At 57.7% G+C, this 16,988-nt stretch carries 21 protein-coding genes; 13 read left to right on the top strand and 8 right to left on the bottom strand.

All coding sequences use genetic code 11. The features are described 5' to 3' along the window. Positions 1-30 precede the first annotated feature (30 nt). Entirely contained in the window at positions 31-882 is an 852-nt protein-coding gene (locus tag GGR91_RS03650) for an HpcH/HpaI aldolase/citrate lyase family protein (protein WP_183940146.1), read from the top strand. On the opposite strand, the gene acnA is transcribed toward GGR91_RS03650, so the two are convergent. Together acnA and GGR91_RS03660 are read right to left on the bottom strand one after the other, a co-directional pair. After that, entirely contained in the window at positions 879-3,554 is a 2,676-nt protein-coding gene (acnA, locus tag GGR91_RS03655; protein WP_183940148.1) for an aconitate hydratase AcnA, read from the bottom strand. The genes GGR91_RS03650 and acnA overlap by 4 nt on opposite strands. Before the next feature lie 487 nt (positions 3,555-4,041). Continuing rightward, complete coding sequence (locus GGR91_RS03660) at positions 4,042-4,365, bottom strand: GIY-YIG nuclease family protein (RefSeq protein ID WP_183940150.1); 324 nt, start codon at positions 4,363-4,365, stop codon at positions 4,042-4,044. A gap of 315 nt (positions 4,366-4,680) precedes the next feature. Here GGR91_RS03660 and GGR91_RS03665 point away from each other — a divergent pair, with 315 nt between their 5' ends. Beyond that, positions 4,681-6,036 (top strand): HEPN domain-containing protein, encoded by a 1,356-nt coding sequence (locus GGR91_RS03665; protein WP_183940152.1) that lies wholly within the window; start codon positions 4,681-4,683, stop codon positions 6,034-6,036. Between the two features lie 140 nt (positions 6,037-6,176). Here GGR91_RS03665 and GGR91_RS03670 read toward each other — a convergent pair whose 3' ends face one another. Next, complete coding sequence (locus GGR91_RS03670; RefSeq protein WP_183940154.1) at positions 6,177-6,449, bottom strand: DUF167 domain-containing protein; 273 nt, start codon at positions 6,447-6,449, stop codon at positions 6,177-6,179. 84 nt (positions 6,450-6,533) lie between these two features. On the opposite strand from GGR91_RS03670, the gene GGR91_RS03675 reads away from it, so the two are divergent. Beyond that, positions 6,534-7,268, top strand: a complete 735-nt coding sequence (locus tag GGR91_RS03675; protein ID WP_183940156.1) for a hypothetical protein — start codon at positions 6,534-6,536, stop codon at positions 7,266-7,268. A gap of 33 nt (positions 7,269-7,301) precedes the next feature. Here GGR91_RS03675 and GGR91_RS03680 read toward each other — a convergent pair whose 3' ends face one another. After that, a complete protein-coding gene (locus GGR91_RS03680; protein ID WP_183940158.1) occupies positions 7,302-7,487 on the bottom strand; it encodes a hypothetical protein in 186 nt (61 codons plus the stop codon). A 156-nt stretch (positions 7,488-7,643) separates the two neighbouring features. Between GGR91_RS03680 and crcB the strand changes: the two genes are divergently transcribed. The 7 genes from crcB (at position 7,644) to GGR91_RS03715 (ending at position 12,029) form a co-directional block, all read left to right on the top strand. Beyond that, positions 7,644-8,021 carry a fluoride efflux transporter CrcB gene (gene crcB / locus GGR91_RS03685; RefSeq protein WP_183940160.1) on the top strand — a complete coding sequence of 126 codons (378 nt, stop codon included), beginning with the start codon at positions 7,644-7,646 and terminating at the stop codon, positions 8,019-8,021. Next, a complete protein-coding gene (locus GGR91_RS03690) occupies positions 8,018-9,253 on the top strand; it encodes an RluA family pseudouridine synthase (protein ID WP_183940163.1) in 1,236 nt (411 codons plus the stop codon). The genes crcB and GGR91_RS03690 overlap by 4 nt, the downstream gene beginning before the upstream one ends. Then, complete coding sequence (locus GGR91_RS03695; protein WP_183940165.1) at positions 9,253-9,852, top strand: FMN-binding negative transcriptional regulator; 600 nt, start codon at positions 9,253-9,255, stop codon at positions 9,850-9,852. The genes GGR91_RS03690 and GGR91_RS03695 overlap by 1 nt, the downstream gene beginning before the upstream one ends. Before the next feature lie 4 nt (positions 9,853-9,856). Continuing rightward, positions 9,857-10,516 (top strand): HAD-IA family hydrolase, encoded by a 660-nt coding sequence (locus tag GGR91_RS03700; protein ID WP_183940167.1) that lies wholly within the window; start codon positions 9,857-9,859, stop codon positions 10,514-10,516. Next, positions 10,513-10,752, top strand: coding sequence for a hypothetical protein (locus GGR91_RS03705; protein ID WP_183940169.1), 240 nt, complete (start codon positions 10,513-10,515; stop codon positions 10,750-10,752). The genes GGR91_RS03700 and GGR91_RS03705 overlap by 4 nt, the downstream gene beginning before the upstream one ends. Beyond that, complete coding sequence (locus GGR91_RS03710; protein ID WP_183940171.1) at positions 10,749-11,450, top strand: ATP12 family chaperone protein; 702 nt, start codon at positions 10,749-10,751, stop codon at positions 11,448-11,450. The genes GGR91_RS03705 and GGR91_RS03710 overlap by 4 nt, the downstream gene beginning before the upstream one ends. Before the next feature lie 78 nt (positions 11,451-11,528). After that, on the top strand, positions 11,529-12,029 hold the full coding sequence (locus GGR91_RS03715; protein ID WP_183940173.1) for a DUF3429 domain-containing protein: 501 nt from the start codon (positions 11,529-11,531) through the stop codon (positions 12,027-12,029). Here the strand turns inward: GGR91_RS03715 and gmk are convergent. The 4 genes from gmk to GGR91_RS03735 form a co-directional block, all read right to left on the bottom strand. Further along, complete coding sequence (gene gmk, locus GGR91_RS03720) at positions 12,026-12,679, bottom strand: guanylate kinase (protein WP_183940175.1); 654 nt, start codon at positions 12,677-12,679, stop codon at positions 12,026-12,028. The genes GGR91_RS03715 and gmk overlap by 4 nt on opposite strands. A 65-nt stretch (positions 12,680-12,744) precedes the next feature. Further along, on the bottom strand, positions 12,745-12,957 hold the full coding sequence (locus GGR91_RS03725; protein WP_183940177.1) for a hypothetical protein: 213 nt from the start codon (positions 12,955-12,957) through the stop codon (positions 12,745-12,747). A gap of 103 nt (positions 12,958-13,060) precedes the next feature. Continuing rightward, entirely contained in the window at positions 13,061-14,452 is a 1,392-nt protein-coding gene (gene fumC, locus GGR91_RS03730; protein ID WP_183940179.1) for a class II fumarate hydratase, read from the bottom strand. Next, positions 14,449-14,925 (bottom strand): SspB family protein, encoded by a 477-nt coding sequence (locus GGR91_RS03735; RefSeq protein WP_183940181.1) that lies wholly within the window; start codon positions 14,923-14,925, stop codon positions 14,449-14,451. Before GGR91_RS03735 ends, fumC begins: the two co-directional genes overlap by 4 nt. Positions 14,926-15,018: 93 nt before the next feature. Between GGR91_RS03735 and hisB the strand changes: the two genes are divergently transcribed. The 3 genes from hisB to hisA are packed head-to-tail and all read left to right on the top strand — an operon-like array spanning position 15,019 to position 16,946. Further along, complete coding sequence (gene hisB, locus GGR91_RS03740; protein ID WP_183940184.1) at positions 15,019-15,606, top strand: imidazoleglycerol-phosphate dehydratase HisB; 588 nt, start codon at positions 15,019-15,021, stop codon at positions 15,604-15,606. Positions 15,607-15,609: 3 nt separating this feature from the next. Next, the gene (gene hisH, locus GGR91_RS03745; RefSeq protein ID WP_183940186.1) at positions 15,610-16,221 is read left to right on the top strand and encodes an imidazole glycerol phosphate synthase subunit HisH; all 612 of its coding nucleotides are present in this window, start codon (positions 15,610-15,612) and stop codon (positions 16,219-16,221) included. After that, the gene (hisA, locus tag GGR91_RS03750) at positions 16,218-16,946 is read left to right on the top strand and encodes a 1-(5-phosphoribosyl)-5-[(5-phosphoribosylamino)methylideneamino]imidazole-4-carboxamide isomerase (protein WP_183940188.1); all 729 of its coding nucleotides are present in this window, start codon (positions 16,218-16,220) and stop codon (positions 16,944-16,946) included. The genes hisH and hisA overlap by 4 nt, the downstream gene beginning before the upstream one ends. Positions 16,947-16,988 lie beyond the last annotated feature (42 nt).

Raw genomic sequence — 16,988 nt, forward strand, 5'->3', positions numbered from 1 at the left:
GCTATGATGAAGTTGAAAGGCGTCGCCTCCATGAAACTGCGTTCACTGCTCTTCGTCCCGGGCGACCGGCCTGATCGTTTCGCCAAGGCATCCGCCAGCGGTGCCGACGCGATTATCATCGACTTGGAAGACTCGGTTGCCGTGGACCGCAAGGTTGCTGCGCGTGAGGCGACTGCGGAGTTTTTGTCAGGGGACCGGTCCGTGCCGGTGTTTGTCCGCGTAAATCCGCAGGATAGCCATTTGACCCATGACGATCTGGCGTCGGTTTTGCCCTATATGCCGGACGGCATTGTCCTGCCCAAGGCGGAGGGGGCACGTTCGGTCCATTGGCTCCGCGCAGAAGCCGCAGCGGTGGCGGACAGTCAGGATGGCGAAGCCCCGCTGATCTTGCCGATCGCGACCGAAACCCCCGGTGCTGTATTTGATCTGGGCACTTTGCGCGAAGTTTCGCATTATCTGGCGGGTGTGAGCTGGGGGGCGGAGGATTTGCCCGCGGCGGTTGGCGCCGCAACGGCGCGTGAGGCCGATGGTCGCTACACAGCGCCGTATGAGATGGTGCGCAGCCTGACGCTCTTCGCGGCGCATGCCGCTGGCGTTGCGGCCATCGATACGGTCTTTCCGAATATCAGCGATGAGGCTGGGTTGTCAGCCTATGTTTCGCGCGCGGCGCGGGATGGCTTTACCGGAATGCTTGCCATTCATCCATCGCAAGTAAAGTCGATTAACGCCGGCTTCACACCATCGCCCGAGCAGATTGCGCATGCCCAATCGATCGTTGATGCATTCGCCGCCAACCCCGGAGCGGGTGTGTTACAAATCGACGGGAAAATGATCGACGCGCCGCATTTGAAGGCGGCGCTGTCGATCTTAGCGCGCGTTTAGGCGGCTAGTTTCCGCAGCACATAGTGCAGGATGCCGCCGTTCATGAAGTACTCAACCTCGTTCGCGGTGTCGATGCGGCACAGCGTGTCGAAATTGAACGTGCTGCCGTCCTTACGGGTGACCATGACGGTGACCGTCTGGCGCGGCTGAAGCTTTCCGACGCTGGTGATCGTGAAGCTGTCATCTGCGTTTAGGCCCAAGGTCGTGCGGCTTTCGCCTTCCATGAACTGCAATGGCAAAACGCCCATGCCGACCAGGTTCGAACGGTGGATGCGTTCGAAGCTTTCGACGATGACTGCGCGGACGCCGAGGAGGTTGGTGCCTTTTGCGGCCCAATCGCGGGACGAACCGGTGCCATATTCTTTACCGGCGATGACCACCAGTGGCGTGCCGTCGGCTTTATGCTTCATGGCGGCGTCGTAGATGGGCATGACTTCGCCATTGTAGCTGCTCATGCCGCCTTCGATTCCGGGGACCATTTCGTTCTTGATGCGGATGTTGGCGAAGGTGCCGCGCATCATGACTTCGTGGTGGCCGCGGCGGGCGCCGTAGCTGTTGAAGTCAGCCTTGCTAACCTGATGTTCCATAAGGAATTTTCCGGCCGGGCTGTCCGCTTTGATGCTTCCGGCGGGGGAGATGTGGTCGGTGGTGATGGAATCGCCCAAGATCGCCAACGGCTTTGCCTCGATGATATCCATCACCGGTGCCGGCGTCATGCTCATCCCTTCAAAATAGGGCGGGTTAGCGACATAAGTCGAACCGGCACGCCATGTGTAGGTGTCCGAACCTTCGACCTGAATTTTCTGCCAGTGCGCATCGCCTTCATAGACGGTCGCATAACGCGCGGTGAACATCGAACGGTCGATGTTTGCGGTCATGACATCATGCACTTCCTGATTGGTGGGCCAGATATCGCGTAGATACACGTCCGAACCGTCGGTCGCCTGACCAATTGGCGTGGTGGTGAAGTCTTCGGTCACGGTGCCCTTCAGCGCATAGGCAACCACCAAGGGCGGCGATGCGAGGAAGTTCGCGCGTACATCGGGCGACACGCGGCCTTCAAAGTTGCGGTTGCCCGAAATGACCGAGGCGGCAACAATGTCATGGCCGTTGATCGCGGCGGAGATAGGCTCTGCCAACGGGCCGGAGTTACCGATGCAGGTCGTGCAGCCATAGCCGACAAGGTTAAAGCCAACCGCGTCGAGATCCGCGGTCAGGCCTGCACGGTCGAGATAATCGGTCACAACTTGGCTACCGGGGGCAAGCGATGTCTTCACCCATGGCTTGGGCTTCAGACCAAAGGCATTCGCCTTGCGCGCAACCAATCCGGCGGCCACCAGAACGCTTGGGTTCGATGTGTTGGTGCACGACGTAATCGCCGCAATCACCACGTCACCGTCGCCAATATCGTGCGATTTGCCCTCAACCGCGACGCGCTTTGCGCTGTCATGCTTGTAGACGTTGATAAGATCGTCGTTGAACACATTGTCGACCTGCGTGAGCACAACCTTGTCCTGCGGACGCTTTGGTCCGGCAAGCGATGGGACAACGCTGCCCATGTCGAGTTCAAGCGTGTCGGTGAAGATCGGGTCCGCCATATCGGCATAGGCCCAAAGGCCCTGTTCCTTGGCATACGCCTCAACCAATGCAATCTGGTCTTCGGCACGGCCGGTGAGGCGCAGATAATCGAGCGTCTTGTCATCAATGCCAAAGAAGCCACAGGTCGCGCCATATTCGGGCGCCATGTTGGCGAGCGTCGCACGGTCGGCCAGCGACAAGGACGCAAGGCCGGGGCCATAATATTCGACAAAGCGGCCAACCACGCCCTTGGCGCGCAGCATTTGGGTGGCGGTGAGCACAAGGTCGGTCGCGGTCACGCCCTCGGCCAACGCGCCGGTCAGTTTGAAACCAACAACTTCAGGGATCAACATCGACACCGGCTGGCCAAGCATCGCGGCCTCCGCCTCAATCCCGCCAACGCCCCAACCCAGCACGCCAAGGCCGTTGATCATCGTCGTGTGGCTGTCGGTGCCAACGCAGGTGTCGGGATAGGCGATGGTCGTGCCATCTTCGGCTGCGCTGGTCCAAACCGCCTGCGCGATATGTTCAAGATTTACCTGATGGCAAATGCCGGTTCCAGGAGGGACAGCCTTAAAGTTATTCAGCGACTTTGAACCCCATTTCAGGAAGTCGTACCGTTCTGCATTGCGCTGATATTCGATTTCCACATTCTGTTCGGCTGCCTTTGGGTGGCCGAATTCGTCAACCATGACGCTGTGGTCGATGACCAAATGCACAGGGACGAGCGGGTTGATCTTCGACGGGTCCGCCTTCAACGCGGTCATCGCGTCGCGCATCGCGGCCAAATCAACCACGCACGGCACGCCAGTGAAATCCTGCAGCAAAACGCGGGCAGGGCGATATTGAATTTCGCGGGTCGATTTGGGGTCTTTCTGCCAATCGATCAGGGCTTGCACGTCCTGCACCGAAACGGTGAAGCCGCCATCTTCAAAACGCAGCAGGTTTTCGAGCAATACCTTCATCGAAAACGGCAGGCGGGACACATCACCCAATTTTTCCGATACTTTTTTGATCGAAAAATAATCCACCGTCTTGCCGCCAGCGGTCAAGGTGGAACGGGTTTGCAGGCTGTCTAATCCGATTGCGGTCATGTTGGTACTACCCCTTCAAAATTGAGGCTTTTGGCCGGATGGGGAAGACGACACGGTAGGCGCTTGCTGCAACCCATGAAACGCGCGTCAAACCAGCGTAAAAGCGGGAGATTCGTTTGCTGGCCGCGCCTTAGCGCGGATGGGGTGGGGGTGCAAGGTGGCGGCGGGGAAAATTGCCGGTGGGTGGATGGAGGATTTTTGGCGCGGGGAGGCACGAAGAGTAGGAAGGGAGGGTGGGGAAGGGGCGTGGCGGCGGCGGGCCATGTTACACCCCACCTCGTCACCCTGAACTTGTTTCAGGGTCTTAATTCTGGACGGTGTGGGAAAAAGTAAGACCCTGAAACGAGTTCAGGGTGACGGTGTGGGGAGGTGATGGAATGTGTGGGTGACGGAGGGGAGGCGGCCGAGTTTGTGGGTGACGGTGTGTGGGCGCGGTTGCGGCGTTGTCTGGCAGTGCCGCCCCGCACGCGTTTTGGCTCTGCCCGCATCAGTAAACCGGCAGCGGAGGAAAACCCAAATCCTCTGCCAGATCGCGCCATGTCGGGTTGGTTGCGGTGACATGGTTTATCTTCCATTGGCGGTGCCAGTTTTTCAGCTGCTTTTCCCGCGCGATGGCGGCCTCCATTGTCGCGAATATTTCAAACAACACGAGCCGTTGGATATTGTATTTCTTGCTATGCCCGTCGAAAAATCCTTCGCGATGCTGGCTTATGCGTTTCATCAAATCCGATGTCACGCCGATGTAGAGCGCCTGATCATTGAAGCTGCCCATGATGTAGACACAGGGCTGAAAATCGAGGCGTTTGGTCATGTTGGTTCCAAATTTTGCATGGTCGTGCGGGGGTTTTCCAACATTGGGGGTTTAAGAAAAATTAAGATGCTGAAACAAGTTCAGCATGACGGGGTGGGTGTTGAACGGCCGTGCCTTTGCCCTTCCTCGCCGCCTTCTATTGCCCCACCTCGTCACCCTGAACTTGTTTCAGGGTCTTAATTCTGGACATCGCAAAAAATAAGAAACAGCACGGCCATGTCCAATTTGTCACAAATATTGACAAATTAGACGTTCGCTTCATCATTATAATCAGAGGGAGCTGATGATGCGTTTTTCCAACATATTGGTTACGGCATGGTAGAAGATTCGGAACTGTTCGATGCGATGTGGCGTTGGACGCAAACTGCAATCAATAACCTTCACAATATTAGTAGCGACGGTTCAGTCATAGTCGCCGGAGGGCAGGGATGGGCTTGCGATCCAGATGGTCGAATTGTCCTTGGACATCGACACGTTCTCTTCCATCCACCGATGATCGAAAACCTACTTTACGAAAATGCAGAGTGGAAAACTCTTGAAGAAATGTCGCGCAATCACACTCGGATGGCAATGCATTGCGATATACCAGTTGGCACACCCTATGACGGTACAAGCCAACATTCAGCTAAAGATTTCTGTTATAGCCTGCTTCCCACGCCATATATTGGCGGACAAGGTTTTTCTCTAACCGACGTTGAAGGCACAGCGGATCGAATTACCAATTTGATCAACGAATTTAACGATGATTACGTTACAATGACGACGGTTTGGCCAATCTGTGGAATGCGCGTGCGCCAGCCACTGTACCTAGATGATGAGCAATGTTTTCGACCTTTGACCGAGCAAGAAAAACTGTCGGTATTGAATTTCAAAATAATCGACGTTTATGAGGGGCAAACGGTTCTCGATCCAAATCAAACAGATTGGTATGGTTTTGTTTTAAATGAACGCTTCGAAAAATTGTTGGGCCACATCGAAACGACGCCAGACGATTTGGCGGAGAAGTGTAATCGTCGCGACAAATGCCTTGAAATGTTTTTATCCGTCGCACCGGTCGTTACCGACTTCGTTGCTTATCATGGCGGTGGAAATTCCCACGCACCTCGATTTTCATCGCGCGGGATTTTAAGTCGAGGCGAAACTGGCTATTTGGCAGGGCCTGGCGGAATTAGATTTCTATTTCCTGATTACGGCGTGACGTTGACAGACGACCAATCGGCAAGGTTCATTCATGTCTGGAAGCTGGTTTCTGGTACCGGTCCCAACAACAATAAAACCGCCAAAGCGTTGCGTAACGCCATGCGCCGCTTGTTTTACGCAGAAACTCGGGTTTTACCTCAGGATCGCCTCGTCGATCTTATGATCGCCGCAGAGTCTATTTATACGATAGACAGTAAGGCCGAACTGTCGTTTCAATTATCGCAAAATGCCGCGCTCTGGCACGATGGAACCAACATGGAGCGACGCGCTGCCTTTAAGGTAATGCGAGACGCGTACAAACTACGCAGCGATATTGTGCATGGTTCGATGGTCGATGACGATAAGGTTGCTCTGGCTGCATCGAACGTTCGAACTCTGTTAAAGGCCGGAATTGCCAAGGCAATTGATGCTCATCTCTCTGATGGATTTCGGCCGAAATGGGAGGAATTGGTGTTTCCTCTGACGGAATGATTAGGTGCGTGCGCTTCGCAGTTTCCTGCTAGTCACCGTGGTCGGGAAGTAAGACCCTGAAACGAGTTCAGGGTGACGGAGTGGGATGATTCACTAAGGGTAACGGAGTGTGCTGATTCACGACGGCTGCGGCCCGTCCCTCACACCAAAACCCGCACCCTTTTGTCCCGCGCGGTTTGGCCGTGGGTGATTTCCAACTGGCTGACCGATACTTCCAGCAACTTGGCCAAGATGGCCAGCACGGCCTTGTTCGCCTTGCCATCTTCCGGTGCGGTGCGGAGCCAGATTTTGAGGGCGCCGTTTTCAATCGCGGCCTTTTCCACCTTTGCCCCCGGCACCACGCGCAGCGATAGCTCGTTTCGGTCGGATATCAGCGCGGTGATCGCTTCCGGGGTCAATGTGGGTGCAGCCATGTTGGTGCGATAGCGCAGGAACCGCTTTCCTACAACATTCCATATAGGTTATTATATTTTATATAATGAACCAATGGAGTTTATATGGCACGCAAAACCAACGCTTCTGACCTTGTTTTGACAATATTGCCCGATTCGGCGCAGCGCATTCCGTCCGGGCCGCGGGTGAACCGCAACCGGTTGATGCCCGGATTGCGCGTGCGGCATGACGGGTGGACGGAGGAGCGGACGCAGCGCTTTTTTGACGCCTTGGGCCATACCGGTTGTGTGCGCGATGCGGCGCGGGTGGCGGGGGTTTCCAATGCGGCGGCGTACCGGATGAAGCGGCGCTTTCCGTTATTCGCGCAAGCATGGGAGGATGCGCTGGACCGGGCGGGGCAGGGGCTGTTGGCGATTGCGTATAAGCGCGCGGTGGAGGGGCGGGAGACGGTGATCATTCGCGGCGGGCAGGAATATGAACGGCGGATTACGCCGTCGGACGCGATCCTTGGCCTGTTGCTCAAACGCGGCGATATGGCGGGGACGGGCGCGCTGCCGGGGGGCAAATTGCCCGATGATCTGTTAAGCTTTGACGAATGGCAACGGCACAAGCGCTTTGACGATTATGGGCGGAAGATCGAGATTGAGGACCCCGAAACATCGAAGGATAAGTTTATCGCCAAGCTGACCGAAATCCGCAACCGGTTGAAAGAATATGGGCGGCAGGGCGTGGCATGCCCCACTTGTCATCAGCCATTGCCCGACGGGTGGCCGAACCAGTCCATGGCGGTGCTGGTTGCGTCGGGATTGGTGGGCCCCAATGAGCTGTTTGATGATTAGTCGGGGCAATATGCGGTGCATCGCCCGCGTGGTCTATCCCTGACGCAAAAGATCGGTAACTTCATCCAACGTGCCGCGCACGCGCAGCAGCTGATCCTTGCCAAAGACGATCAGGCATTCATTATCGCTATTGTCGGCGGTGCGGACGAATTGGACGATTTCGGGGTTCACCGATATGCGCTGGCCGCGGTTATCGGTCATCATAACGAAGGGGATCATGGGCTGTCCTTTGGAGAGATTTTCAGCGCGTCCTTAACATAGGTGCACCCTGCGCTCTAACACTTCCGTCCGCCGCGCCTTTCGCACGCAAGCTGGTTCAGCCGCGCCCATTGGTTTGGCTGGCTTTTCCGCGCAAGCGCCGCTACAGCGACGGCGATGAATCCCGTAATCCTTGTCATGTCCGGCGGAGCGATAGGTGCAGCACTGCGCTATGGCCTGTCGCGTGCGATGCCGATGAACGTCGGGGGTTGGCCGTGGCCGACCTTTGCCGCGAACCTGCTTGGCGGGTTGGCCATGGGGTTGCTGGCGGCGTGGTTGGTGCGCGGCGATGGAGCTGCAGAGCCCTTGCGTCTGTTTTTGGGTGTGGGTGTTTTGGGCGGCTTTACGACGTTCAGCGCATTTAGCCTTGAAATGGCGCAGATGGTGCAACGCGGGCAGGGAATGATGGCGGCGGCATATGCTGCGGTTTCGGTAATATTGGCATTGGGTGCGGTCTTCGCCGGAATGATGCTGGCAAGGACAATTTGGACATGAGTAAGCAAGACGAAAAAGGCATTCGGCAATTCGTCGTCGCCCCTGATGATGACGGCATTCGCCTGGACCGTTGGTTTAAGCGGCATTTGCCCGACGCATCGTTCAACATCGTATCGCGTTGGGCGCGCACGGGGCAGTTGCGCGTTGATGGCAAGCGCGCGACGCCGGGCGATCGGCTGTTGGCGGGGCAAACGCTGCGCGTGCCGCCTGCTGATGTGTCGGCATCGTCCAGCGCGCGTCCGGTGCGCAAGCGCCGCGATCTGACCGAAGACGAAATGGAATTTGCGCTGAGCATGGTGATCCACAAGGATGACGCGGCGCTGGTGATCAACAAACCCGCTGGCCTTGCGACGCAGGGCGGCACCAAGACCGAGAACCATGTTGATGGTTTGCTCGACGCCTTAGGATTTGAACTCGATAACCGGCCAAAGCTGGTGCACCGGTTGGACAAGGACACGTCGGGCGCGCTTTTGTTGGCGCGCACGTCGCGGTCGGCAGGGCATTTTGCCAAGGCATTTTCATCACGCACCGCGCGCAAGGTATATTGGGCTTTGGTCGTTGGCGTGCCCGATATCGCCGATGGTTTCATCGACCTGCCGATTGGCAAGCAGCCCGGCAGCGGCGGCGAGAAAATGCATGTCGATGAAAAGGACGGGCAGTCGGCCCGCACCCGTTATCGCATTGTCGAACGCGCCGGAAACGCCACCGCATGGGTCGAATTGCAGCCCTATACCGGCCGCACCCACCAGTTGCGCGTGCATATGGCCGCCATTGGGCACCCGATCGTTGGCGACGGCAAATATGGCGGCAAGGACGCGTTTCTGACGGGCACGATCAGCCGCAAAATGCATTTGCACGCGCGCCGCATCCGCATCGACCATCCATCCGGGCACCAGATTGACGTGCGCGCCGACATGCCCCCGCATATGAAGTCGAGCTTTGACGATTTGGGCTTCGACATCGAAATGGGCGATGCACTGGTGCTGGATGCACCGAAGTTCAGCGAAACGGCGGAAGGCAAAAAGCGCGTTGCCGCCAATATCGCCAAATCTGCGCGCAAGGAACGCAAGGGCGAACGCCGCTCGCGCGGTTCCGTGTCGGACAAGCCCAAGGACAACAAACGCAGCCAAATGGCCGCCGGCAAGAAAATCGCCGCCAAAAAGCCAGTGATCAAAAAAGTCGCCAGCAAAAAACCGGCGGGGAAGAAGGTCACGTCAAAGGGTAAGCCCTGATGCATCCCAATGCTGCATTTCGTTGGGAAGATCGCGCCGCCATGCGCGCTTTGGCCAAGGATATCAGCTTTGGCATGTTGTTCCTGAATACCCCCGATGGGCCGCATGTCGCGCATCTGCCATTTGTATTTCTGGACGATGATCGCATCGGTTTCCATATGGCGCGCAACAATGCGATAGCGCGCCATCTAGACGGCGCAGAGGCATTGTTCGTCATCAACGGGCCGGACGGGTATATCAGCCCCGATTATTACGGCATTCCTGACCAGGTGCCGACATGGAATTATGTCGCGGTTGAGCTTGTGGGCGCCGTTCGGAAAATGGACGAAGCCGCGTTAATTGCCCAATCGGACGCGCTGTCCCATCATCAAGAATTGAAGCTGGCGCCCAAACCCGTTTGGACGCGCGCCAAAATGGCCGACGGCATGTTGGAAAAAATGCTGCGCGGGATTTACGGTTTTGAAATGCAGATCACGACGTGGCGCAGCACGTTGAAGCTGGGTCAAAATAAAGCCGAAGCTGTCCGGTTATCGGCAGCAGATGGCGCAGAGGAAGCGGGCAACGGTGCCATCGCCAATGCTATGCGTAACCTAACCTAACCCCATGACAAAACTCGCCATTTTTGATTGCGACGGCACGCTGGTCGACAGTCAGGCAAATATTTGCATGGCGATGGAGCATGCCTTTGAAGAGGCGGGGCTGACGCCGCCGATGCGGCATGAAACGCGGCGGGTGGTCGGATTGTCTTTGGTGGAATCGATGCGGATGTTGTTGCCAGAGGCAGCAGATGATCTGCACCATGATTTGGCCGAAAAATACCGCGCGGCGTTCTGGGCATTGCGCAGCAACGGGCTGGTCGATGAACCATTATATGACGGCATCGCCGCGCTTTTATCGTCTTTGGATGAAAGCGGCTGGATGCTGGGCGTCGCTACCGGAAAGTCCGACCGCGGGCTGACACGTTGCCTCGACCATCATGCACTCCGGCCCTTGTTCGTCACATTGCAGACCGCTGACCGCCACCCGTCAAAGCCGCATCCGTCGATGGTGTATCAAGCCTTGGCCGAAGCAGGGGCCGACGCCGCCAATGCGGTTGTCATTGGCGATACGGTATATGACATCCACATGGGCCGTGCGGCGGGGACACGCACTGTCGGGGTCAATTGGGGCTATCACAGCGTCGCCGACTTGCGCGAGGCAGGCGCCGATTACATCGCCGAAAGCATGGACGAACTTCAAATCTATCTGGAGAATTTTGCATGACGCCGCACGATGACAAGGCGCGCGACGATACGCAGGCGCAATATCGGTTTCTGGTCATCAATCTGTGCCGGATTGGCGGCGCGATCATGTTGGTGATAGGGCTGGCGGTCATCGCGCGTCAGGCATTTGGCCTACCCATCGCTGCGGGTTATGTGCTGTTTCTGATCGGCATGTTCGCCTTCCTGCTCGTGCCGGTGTTTCTGGCCAAAAAGTGGAAGAGCAAGCCGCAGCCATGAGACGATTTTGGAAAGACGTTACCCTAGAGCCAAGCAGTTTTGGGCATGCAGTGCGGCTGGATGGCCGGCCGATTAAAACACCCACGCACAATGTGCTGGCATTGCCGACGCAAAAGCTGGCGGATGCGGTGGTTGCCGAATGGGACGCCGTGGAAAAGACCGTCGATCCGCTTTTGATGCCGATGACGGGCTTTGCCAACGCGGCGATTGATCGCATTGGCCCCGATAGGGATGGCTTTGCCGCCGCGATTGCGGCCTATGGCGAAACCGATCTGTTCTGTTACCGCGGCGCTGCGGGTGAAGCATTGGCGGATCGGCAAGCCGAAATCTGGGACCCGTGGCTTGATTGGGCACGCACCCGTTATGATGTCAGCTTTGTGATTGTGGAGGGCATCATGCACCAGCCACAGCCCGAAGCGACGCTGGAAACCCTGCGCACCGCGGTGTCGGCGCGCGGCACGTTTGAACTGGCCGCCATGGCAAAGCTGGCGCATCTGTCGGGCTCGCTGATCGCGACGCTGGCCATTGTCGAACGCGCAGGAACGCCGGAGGATATCTGGAACGCCAGCTGCCTTGATGAACTGTGGCAGGAAGAATTGTGGGGTGAGGACCATTGGGCGCAGAAAAACCGTGATGACCGCGCGCGTGAATTCATGGCCGCCGTCCGGTTTCTCGACCTGCTAACACCGGGTATGTAAGCGCAACCATAGGTAAAAGCCCATCTTGGGGCAAAGTTGGTCCGAGTTTATGTGCACGCAGCATGTAAGGAAACCCCGATGACAGACGCTTCGCCCAAAAATACCGCGATATTCACGTTAAGGCCCTTGCCCAAGGCGGCATTTGTCGCGGGCTATGCCGGTTTGTTGCCGCAGATTTTTGCCGCTTTGCTGGTGTTTTCGGGATCGGAATATCGCTGGACCGGGCTTGCTGCAGCTTATGGCTATGCGGCGTTTATCTTCAGCTTTTTGGGCGGCATGTGGTGGGGACTGGGCGTCACCACGCGCCGCGATGATGCGTCTGCGACCGCGATATTTGCGCTGGCTGTGGCGCCAAGCCTGCTGGCGTTCGCCACTTATCTGCCGTGGATATGGGGCTGGGAATGGCCCGGACCGTCGCTGGCGTGGCTTGGGTTTTTTGTGCTGGGTTCACCGCTGGCGGATCGCTGGCTTTCCGCGCGCTGCCAGTTACCGGACGGCTGGATGAAGCTGCGCTGGCACCTGTCGATCGGCTTGGGCGGGATTACGCTGTTGCTCGCAGGTGTTGCCCCGACCGCTTAAGACGCTGCAAGGTCGCGCACGAAACCAATGAGGCCCTTTTGCCGGCGACGCTTCATGCGTTCTGCGGCAAGAATCTGGCGGACCTTTTCAAAGCAGGTCTGCACATCGTCATTGATAAGGACATAATCATAGCCGTCCCAGTGGCCGATTTCGGCCTTGGCGCGGCTCATCCGGTCGGCGATGACCGCTTCGCTGTCTTGCGCGCGGCTATGTAGGCGGCGTTCGAGTTCTTCGATCGATGGCGGCAAGATGAATACGCGCACCACGTCGGGGCCAGCTTCCTGATACAGTTGCTGCGCGCCTTGCCAGTCAATGTCGAACAATACATCGCATCCGGCGGCAAGCTTTTCTTCCACAGGGCCCTTTGGCGTGCCGTAGCGATGGCCAAAAACATGCGCCCATTCGAGGAATTCGCCGTCTGCGGCCATTTTCTTGAACGTCGCCGTGTCGGTGAAATGGTAATGGACGCCCTCAATCTCACCGGGCCGCGGTTCGCGCGTGGTGTAGGAAACCGATAAGGCGATTTTTTCGTCCGCTTCCAACAACATGCGTGAAAGCGTTGATTTACCTGCGCCTGAAGGTGACGAAAGCACGAATAGAAGGCCCCGGCGTTCCAGTTCGTGCGGCTTATGATTGTCGGTGTTGCCCATAGCCGCTAGTGCGCGAAAGGGCAGGGCGACGTCAAGAGGGAAGCTTTAGTGGCGATGAAAGCGCGTTAGCCCTCTTTGCGGCCCTTGCGCTGATCATATATGCTTTTCGCCACGATCGCGCCGCCGACAAGCAATAGGCCCGGAATGGAGCGCGTCGCCAAACGGGTCGCCACCACGCCAATGCCTGCACCCAGCAAGCCATGGCCACGTTTGCGGCCAATCACTTCGCCGACAACGGCACCTGCGATGGATTTTAGGATTATCGACTTCCTTCTCACTTCGTCATCCTGAACTTGTTTCAGGATCTTACTTTATCACCGTCCCACGAAAATTAAGATGCTGAAACAAGTTCAGCATGACGGTGTGCGATACGGTGTGCGATCAAACCATATCTTCCGGTCGGACATGGGCATTGAACATCGCTTCGTCAACCAGTCCGGATGCTAACGCGGCTTCGCGCAGGGTGGTTCCGTTTTTGTGGGCGGCCTTGGCAATGTTGGCCGCATTGTCATACCCAATGACGGGCGCAAGCGCGGTGACGAGCATGAGCGAGCGTTCGACAAGCTCCGCAATGCGATCGCGATCCGGTTCAAGCCCGGCGACGCAGTTTTTGGCAAAGCTGTCCATGCCGATGCTGAGCAACTCCACCGAACGCAGCACATTGGCCCCGATAAGCGGTTTGAAGACGTTGAGCTGCAAATGTCCCTGCAGCCCGCCAATCGTGACCGCCTGATGATTGCCCATAACTTGCGCCGCGACCATCGTCAGCATTTCGCACTGCGTCGGGTTGACCTTGCCCGGCATGATCGAGCTGCCCGGCTCGTTTTCCGGCAGATGCAGCTCGCCAAGGCCCGAGCGCGGGCCTGACCCAAGCAAGCGGATGTCGTTGGCAATTTTTGTGAGGGACACGGCAAGCGTGTTGAGCGTGCCCGACATTTGCACCAGCCCGTCATTCGATGCCAGCGCCTCAAATTTGTTGCGGGCGGGTTCAAAGGCGATGCCCGTCGCCATCGAGATTTCGGCGGCAATCGCGCTGTCAAAACCCGCTGGCGCATTCAGGCCCGTGCCGACCGCCGTGCCGCCCTGCGCAAGCTTTTGTACATTATGGACAATTGTCCCTTCGATCCGCGCACGGTTTGCAATCAGTTGCGCGACAAAGGCGGAAAATTCCTGACCCAAGGTCAGCGGCGTTGCGTCCTGCAAATGGGTGCGGCCGATTTTGATGATCGCGCCCCACGCTTTGCACTTTTCGGTCAGCGCATCGGTCAGGCGTTGCAACGCGGGGAGCAGATCGCGCCACACCGCGATGGCGACCGCGACATGGATTGCGGTGGGAAAGCTATCGTTCGACGATTGGCCCATGTTGACATGGTCATTGGGGTGCACCGGCGTTTTTCCGCCGCGTGTGCCCGACAACGCTTCATTGGCGATGCCGGCGATGACCTCGTTCACATTCATGTTCGACTGCGTGCCGCTGCCCGTTTGCCAGATGACGAGCGGGAATTGATTGTCATGCTTGCCCGCCAATATGGCGTCTGCGGCGGCGATGATCGCGTCGGCAATGTCCGCAGGCAGCGCGCCCGATGCTTTGTGCGTTAACGCGGCGGCACGTTTTACATGGGCAACACCGTAGATAATGCCAATCGGCATCCGCTCATGCGCCGGAAAGGGAAAGTTCGCGATACTCCGCTGCGTCTGCGCGCCCCAAAAAGCGTCGGCGGGGACCTCTATCGGTCCAAAACTGTCGGTTTCAGTGCGGGTTTTCCCCGTCACTTTTTCCGTCCGAAGTCCACGCTTACGACGTTTGAGCCGTCTTCGACGACGACGGTGGGGCCGTCATTGCCGGCTTCTTCATGCGGTTCGGGCTCGCTTTCGCCTGCATCGACATGGAATTGCAGCGCGAAATCCACGGCCGGGTCAACGAAGGCGGTGATCGCGGAGTAGGGGATAAACAAATGCGACGGGATCTGGCTGAACGACAGGCCAACTTCGAAATGTTCGGCCTCAACCTTCAGGTCCCAATATTTGTGCTGCAGCACAATGGTCATTTCATCGGGGAAACGTTCGTGCAGATGCTGCGGAATGGCAACACCCGGGGCTTGCGTCTTGAACGTGATGTAGAAATGATGGTCGCCGGGCAGGCCATCGCGCGCCACATCGCCCAGCACGCGGCCAACGACGGCGCGCAATGCCTCTTGCACGACATCATCATAAGGAATCAGGCTATCTACATGCTCTTCGGTCATGGGCGCTTGGTGGACTTCCGCGCGTGTGAAATCAAGATACTTGTTGCCTTAAGCCAACTTGCCAAATGCGTGCATGTGGCTATATCGGCGGCCATGCGTACAGGCTCCATAAGTCGCAAGACGAACGAAACGTCCATTGATGTTGAGGTCAACCTCGACGGCACTGGTGTGTATGACGTGTCAACGGGCATCGGTTTTCTCGACCATATGCTTGAGCAACTGTCGCGCCATTCGCTGATCGACCTAAAGGTGAAGGCCGTTGGCGACCTGCATATTGACCAGCACCACACCACCGAAGACACCGGCATCGCGATTGGCGAGGCGGTGTTGCAGGCATTGGGCGATAAACGCGGCATTACGCGTTATGGCACGGCCTATGCACCGATGGACGAAACGTTGACGCGTTGTGCGCTCGACATTTCTGGGCGCCCCTATTTTGTATGGAAAGTATCGCTTGGCATGCCGCGTTTGGGCGAATGGGATACCGAGCTGATCGAACATTGGTTCCACAGCTTTGCGACCAGCGCCGGCATCACGCTGCACATCGAAAATCTCTATGGTTCGAACAACCACCACATCGTCGAAAGCTGCTACAAGGCTTTGGCCCGCGCCTTGCGCCAAGCGGTCGAGATTGACCCGCGCAAGGCGGACGCCATCCCGTCGACCAAGGGCACGCTCTAGGCCGTGTCACTTGCGCTGATTGATTATGGCGCGGGCAATCTGCATTCGGTGCACAATGCGTTGAAAGCGGCGGGCGCAGGCGACGTGCATGTCACCGCCGACCCTGATATTGTTGCCAAAGCCGACCGTATCGTGCTGCCCGGCGTTGGCGCCTTTGCGCATTGTATGGAGGCGCTGTCCGCGATTGACGGCATGATCGCCGCGATGGAGCAGCGCGTGCGCGTTGCGGGCATTCCGTTTCTGGGCATTTGCGTCGGTATGCAGCTGTTGGCCGATGCGGGCGTTGAGCACGGCACGACGCGCGGGCTCGGCTGGGTCGGTGGCACCGTGCGCGCGATTGCACCGGCTGCGGATTTGAAAATCCCGCATATGGGCTGGAACGACGTTGTTCCGGCGCAAGGCGCGCCGCTCATCGAAGCAGGCGAGGCGTATTTTCTGCATAGCTATCATTTCGATGCAGCCAATGCGAACGATGTACTGGCTACGACGGACCATGGCGGCACGCTCGTCGCGGCTGTGGGCCGTGACAACATAATGGGGGTGCAATTCCATCCCGAAAAAAGCCAGGCTTATGGCATTAATTTCCTTAAACGCTTTTTGGAGTGGATGCCGTGATAGTCTTCCCCGCGATTGATCTGAAGGGTGGCGAAGTTGTGCGCTTGGCCGAAGGCGATATGAACCGCGCGACGGTCTATGCCGATGATCCCGCTGCGCAGGCGATGCTGTTTGCCGAACAAGGCGCAGAGTTCCTGCATGTCGTGGATTTGGATGGCGCCTTTGCCGGCCGCCCCGAAAATGCCGAGGCGGTTGAGGGCATCATCGAAAATTTCCCCGGTTACATCCAACTGGGTGGCGGCATTCGCAATACGCAGACCGTCGAACGCTGGTTCGACATGGGCGTCGCGCGGTTGGTGATTGGCACCGCGGCGCTCAAAGACCCACAGTTCGTCAAAGAGATGGCACGCGAATTTGAAGATGGCATTGTGGTTGCCGTCGACGCGCGCGACGGCTTTGTCGCGACCGAGGGCTGGGCCGAAAAATCCGACATGCCGGTAATTGATCTGGCACGCCGGTTCGAAGATGCGGGCGTGGCGTCCATCCTGTTCACCGATGTCGGCCGCGACGGGATGCTGACCGGATGCAATATCGACGCGACCGTTGATCTGGCGCGGCGCGTAAACATTCCCGTGATCGCCAGCGGCGGGGTGAAGGGCATTGATGACATCCACATGCTCGCGCTGCATGCCAAGGACGGCATTGAAGGCGTGATTACCGGCCGTGCGATTTATGATGGCCGGCTGGATCTGGCCACGGCGATTAAAGTGGCGGAGCGGGCGTGATATTTGGCGCTTGCTTGGTTCCCCTCCCGCAGGCGGGAGGGG

It is taken from the genome of Sphingorhabdus rigui, from assembly GCF_014196595.1.
Classification (GTDB): domain Bacteria; phylum Pseudomonadota; class Alphaproteobacteria; order Sphingomonadales; family Sphingomonadaceae; genus Sphingorhabdus_B; species Sphingorhabdus_B rigui.

What these genes read in the sequence shown, in the direction of transcription:
- GGR91_RS03710 (WP_183940171.1), top strand. Translation starts at nt 10,749, where the DNA reads ATGAGACGATTTTGGAAAGACGTTACCCTAGAGCCAAGCAGTTTTGGG.
- acnA (WP_183940148.1), bottom strand. Translation starts at nt 3,554, where the DNA reads ATGACCGCAATCGGATTAGACAGCCTGCAAACCCGTTCCACCTTGACC.
- hisB (WP_183940184.1), top strand. Translation starts at nt 15,019, where the DNA reads ATGCGTACAGGCTCCATAAGTCGCAAGACGAACGAAACGTCCATTGAT.
- GGR91_RS03670 (WP_183940154.1), bottom strand. Translation starts at nt 6,449, where the DNA reads ATGGCTGCACCCACATTGACCCCGGAAGCGATCACCGCGCTGATATCC.
- GGR91_RS03690 (WP_183940163.1), top strand. Translation starts at nt 8,018, where the DNA reads ATGAGTAAGCAAGACGAAAAAGGCATTCGGCAATTCGTCGTCGCCCCT.
- GGR91_RS03695 (WP_183940165.1), top strand. Translation starts at nt 9,253, where the DNA reads ATGCATCCCAATGCTGCATTTCGTTGGGAAGATCGCGCCGCCATGCGC.
- GGR91_RS03665 (WP_183940152.1), top strand. Translation starts at nt 4,681, where the DNA reads ATGGTAGAAGATTCGGAACTGTTCGATGCGATGTGGCGTTGGACGCAA.
- gmk (WP_183940175.1), bottom strand. Translation starts at nt 12,679, where the DNA reads ATGGGCAACACCGACAATCATAAGCCGCACGAACTGGAACGCCGGGGC.
- GGR91_RS03650 (WP_183940146.1), top strand. Translation starts at nt 31, where the DNA reads ATGAAACTGCGTTCACTGCTCTTCGTCCCGGGCGACCGGCCTGATCGT.
- GGR91_RS03735 (WP_183940181.1), bottom strand. Translation starts at nt 14,925, where the DNA reads ATGACCGAAGAGCATGTAGATAGCCTGATTCCTTATGATGATGTCGTG.
- GGR91_RS03660 (WP_183940150.1), bottom strand. Translation starts at nt 4,365, where the DNA reads ATGACCAAACGCCTCGATTTTCAGCCCTGTGTCTACATCATGGGCAGC.
- crcB (WP_183940160.1), top strand. Translation starts at nt 7,644, where the DNA reads ATGAATCCCGTAATCCTTGTCATGTCCGGCGGAGCGATAGGTGCAGCA.
- GGR91_RS03715 (WP_183940173.1), top strand. Translation starts at nt 11,529, where the DNA reads ATGACAGACGCTTCGCCCAAAAATACCGCGATATTCACGTTAAGGCCC.
- GGR91_RS03700 (WP_183940167.1), top strand. Translation starts at nt 9,857, where the DNA reads ATGACAAAACTCGCCATTTTTGATTGCGACGGCACGCTGGTCGACAGT.
- GGR91_RS03675 (WP_183940156.1), top strand. Translation starts at nt 6,534, where the DNA reads ATGGCACGCAAAACCAACGCTTCTGACCTTGTTTTGACAATATTGCCC.
- GGR91_RS03680 (WP_183940158.1), bottom strand. Translation starts at nt 7,487, where the DNA reads ATGATCCCCTTCGTTATGATGACCGATAACCGCGGCCAGCGCATATCG.
- GGR91_RS03705 (WP_183940169.1), top strand. Translation starts at nt 10,513, where the DNA reads ATGACGCCGCACGATGACAAGGCGCGCGACGATACGCAGGCGCAATAT.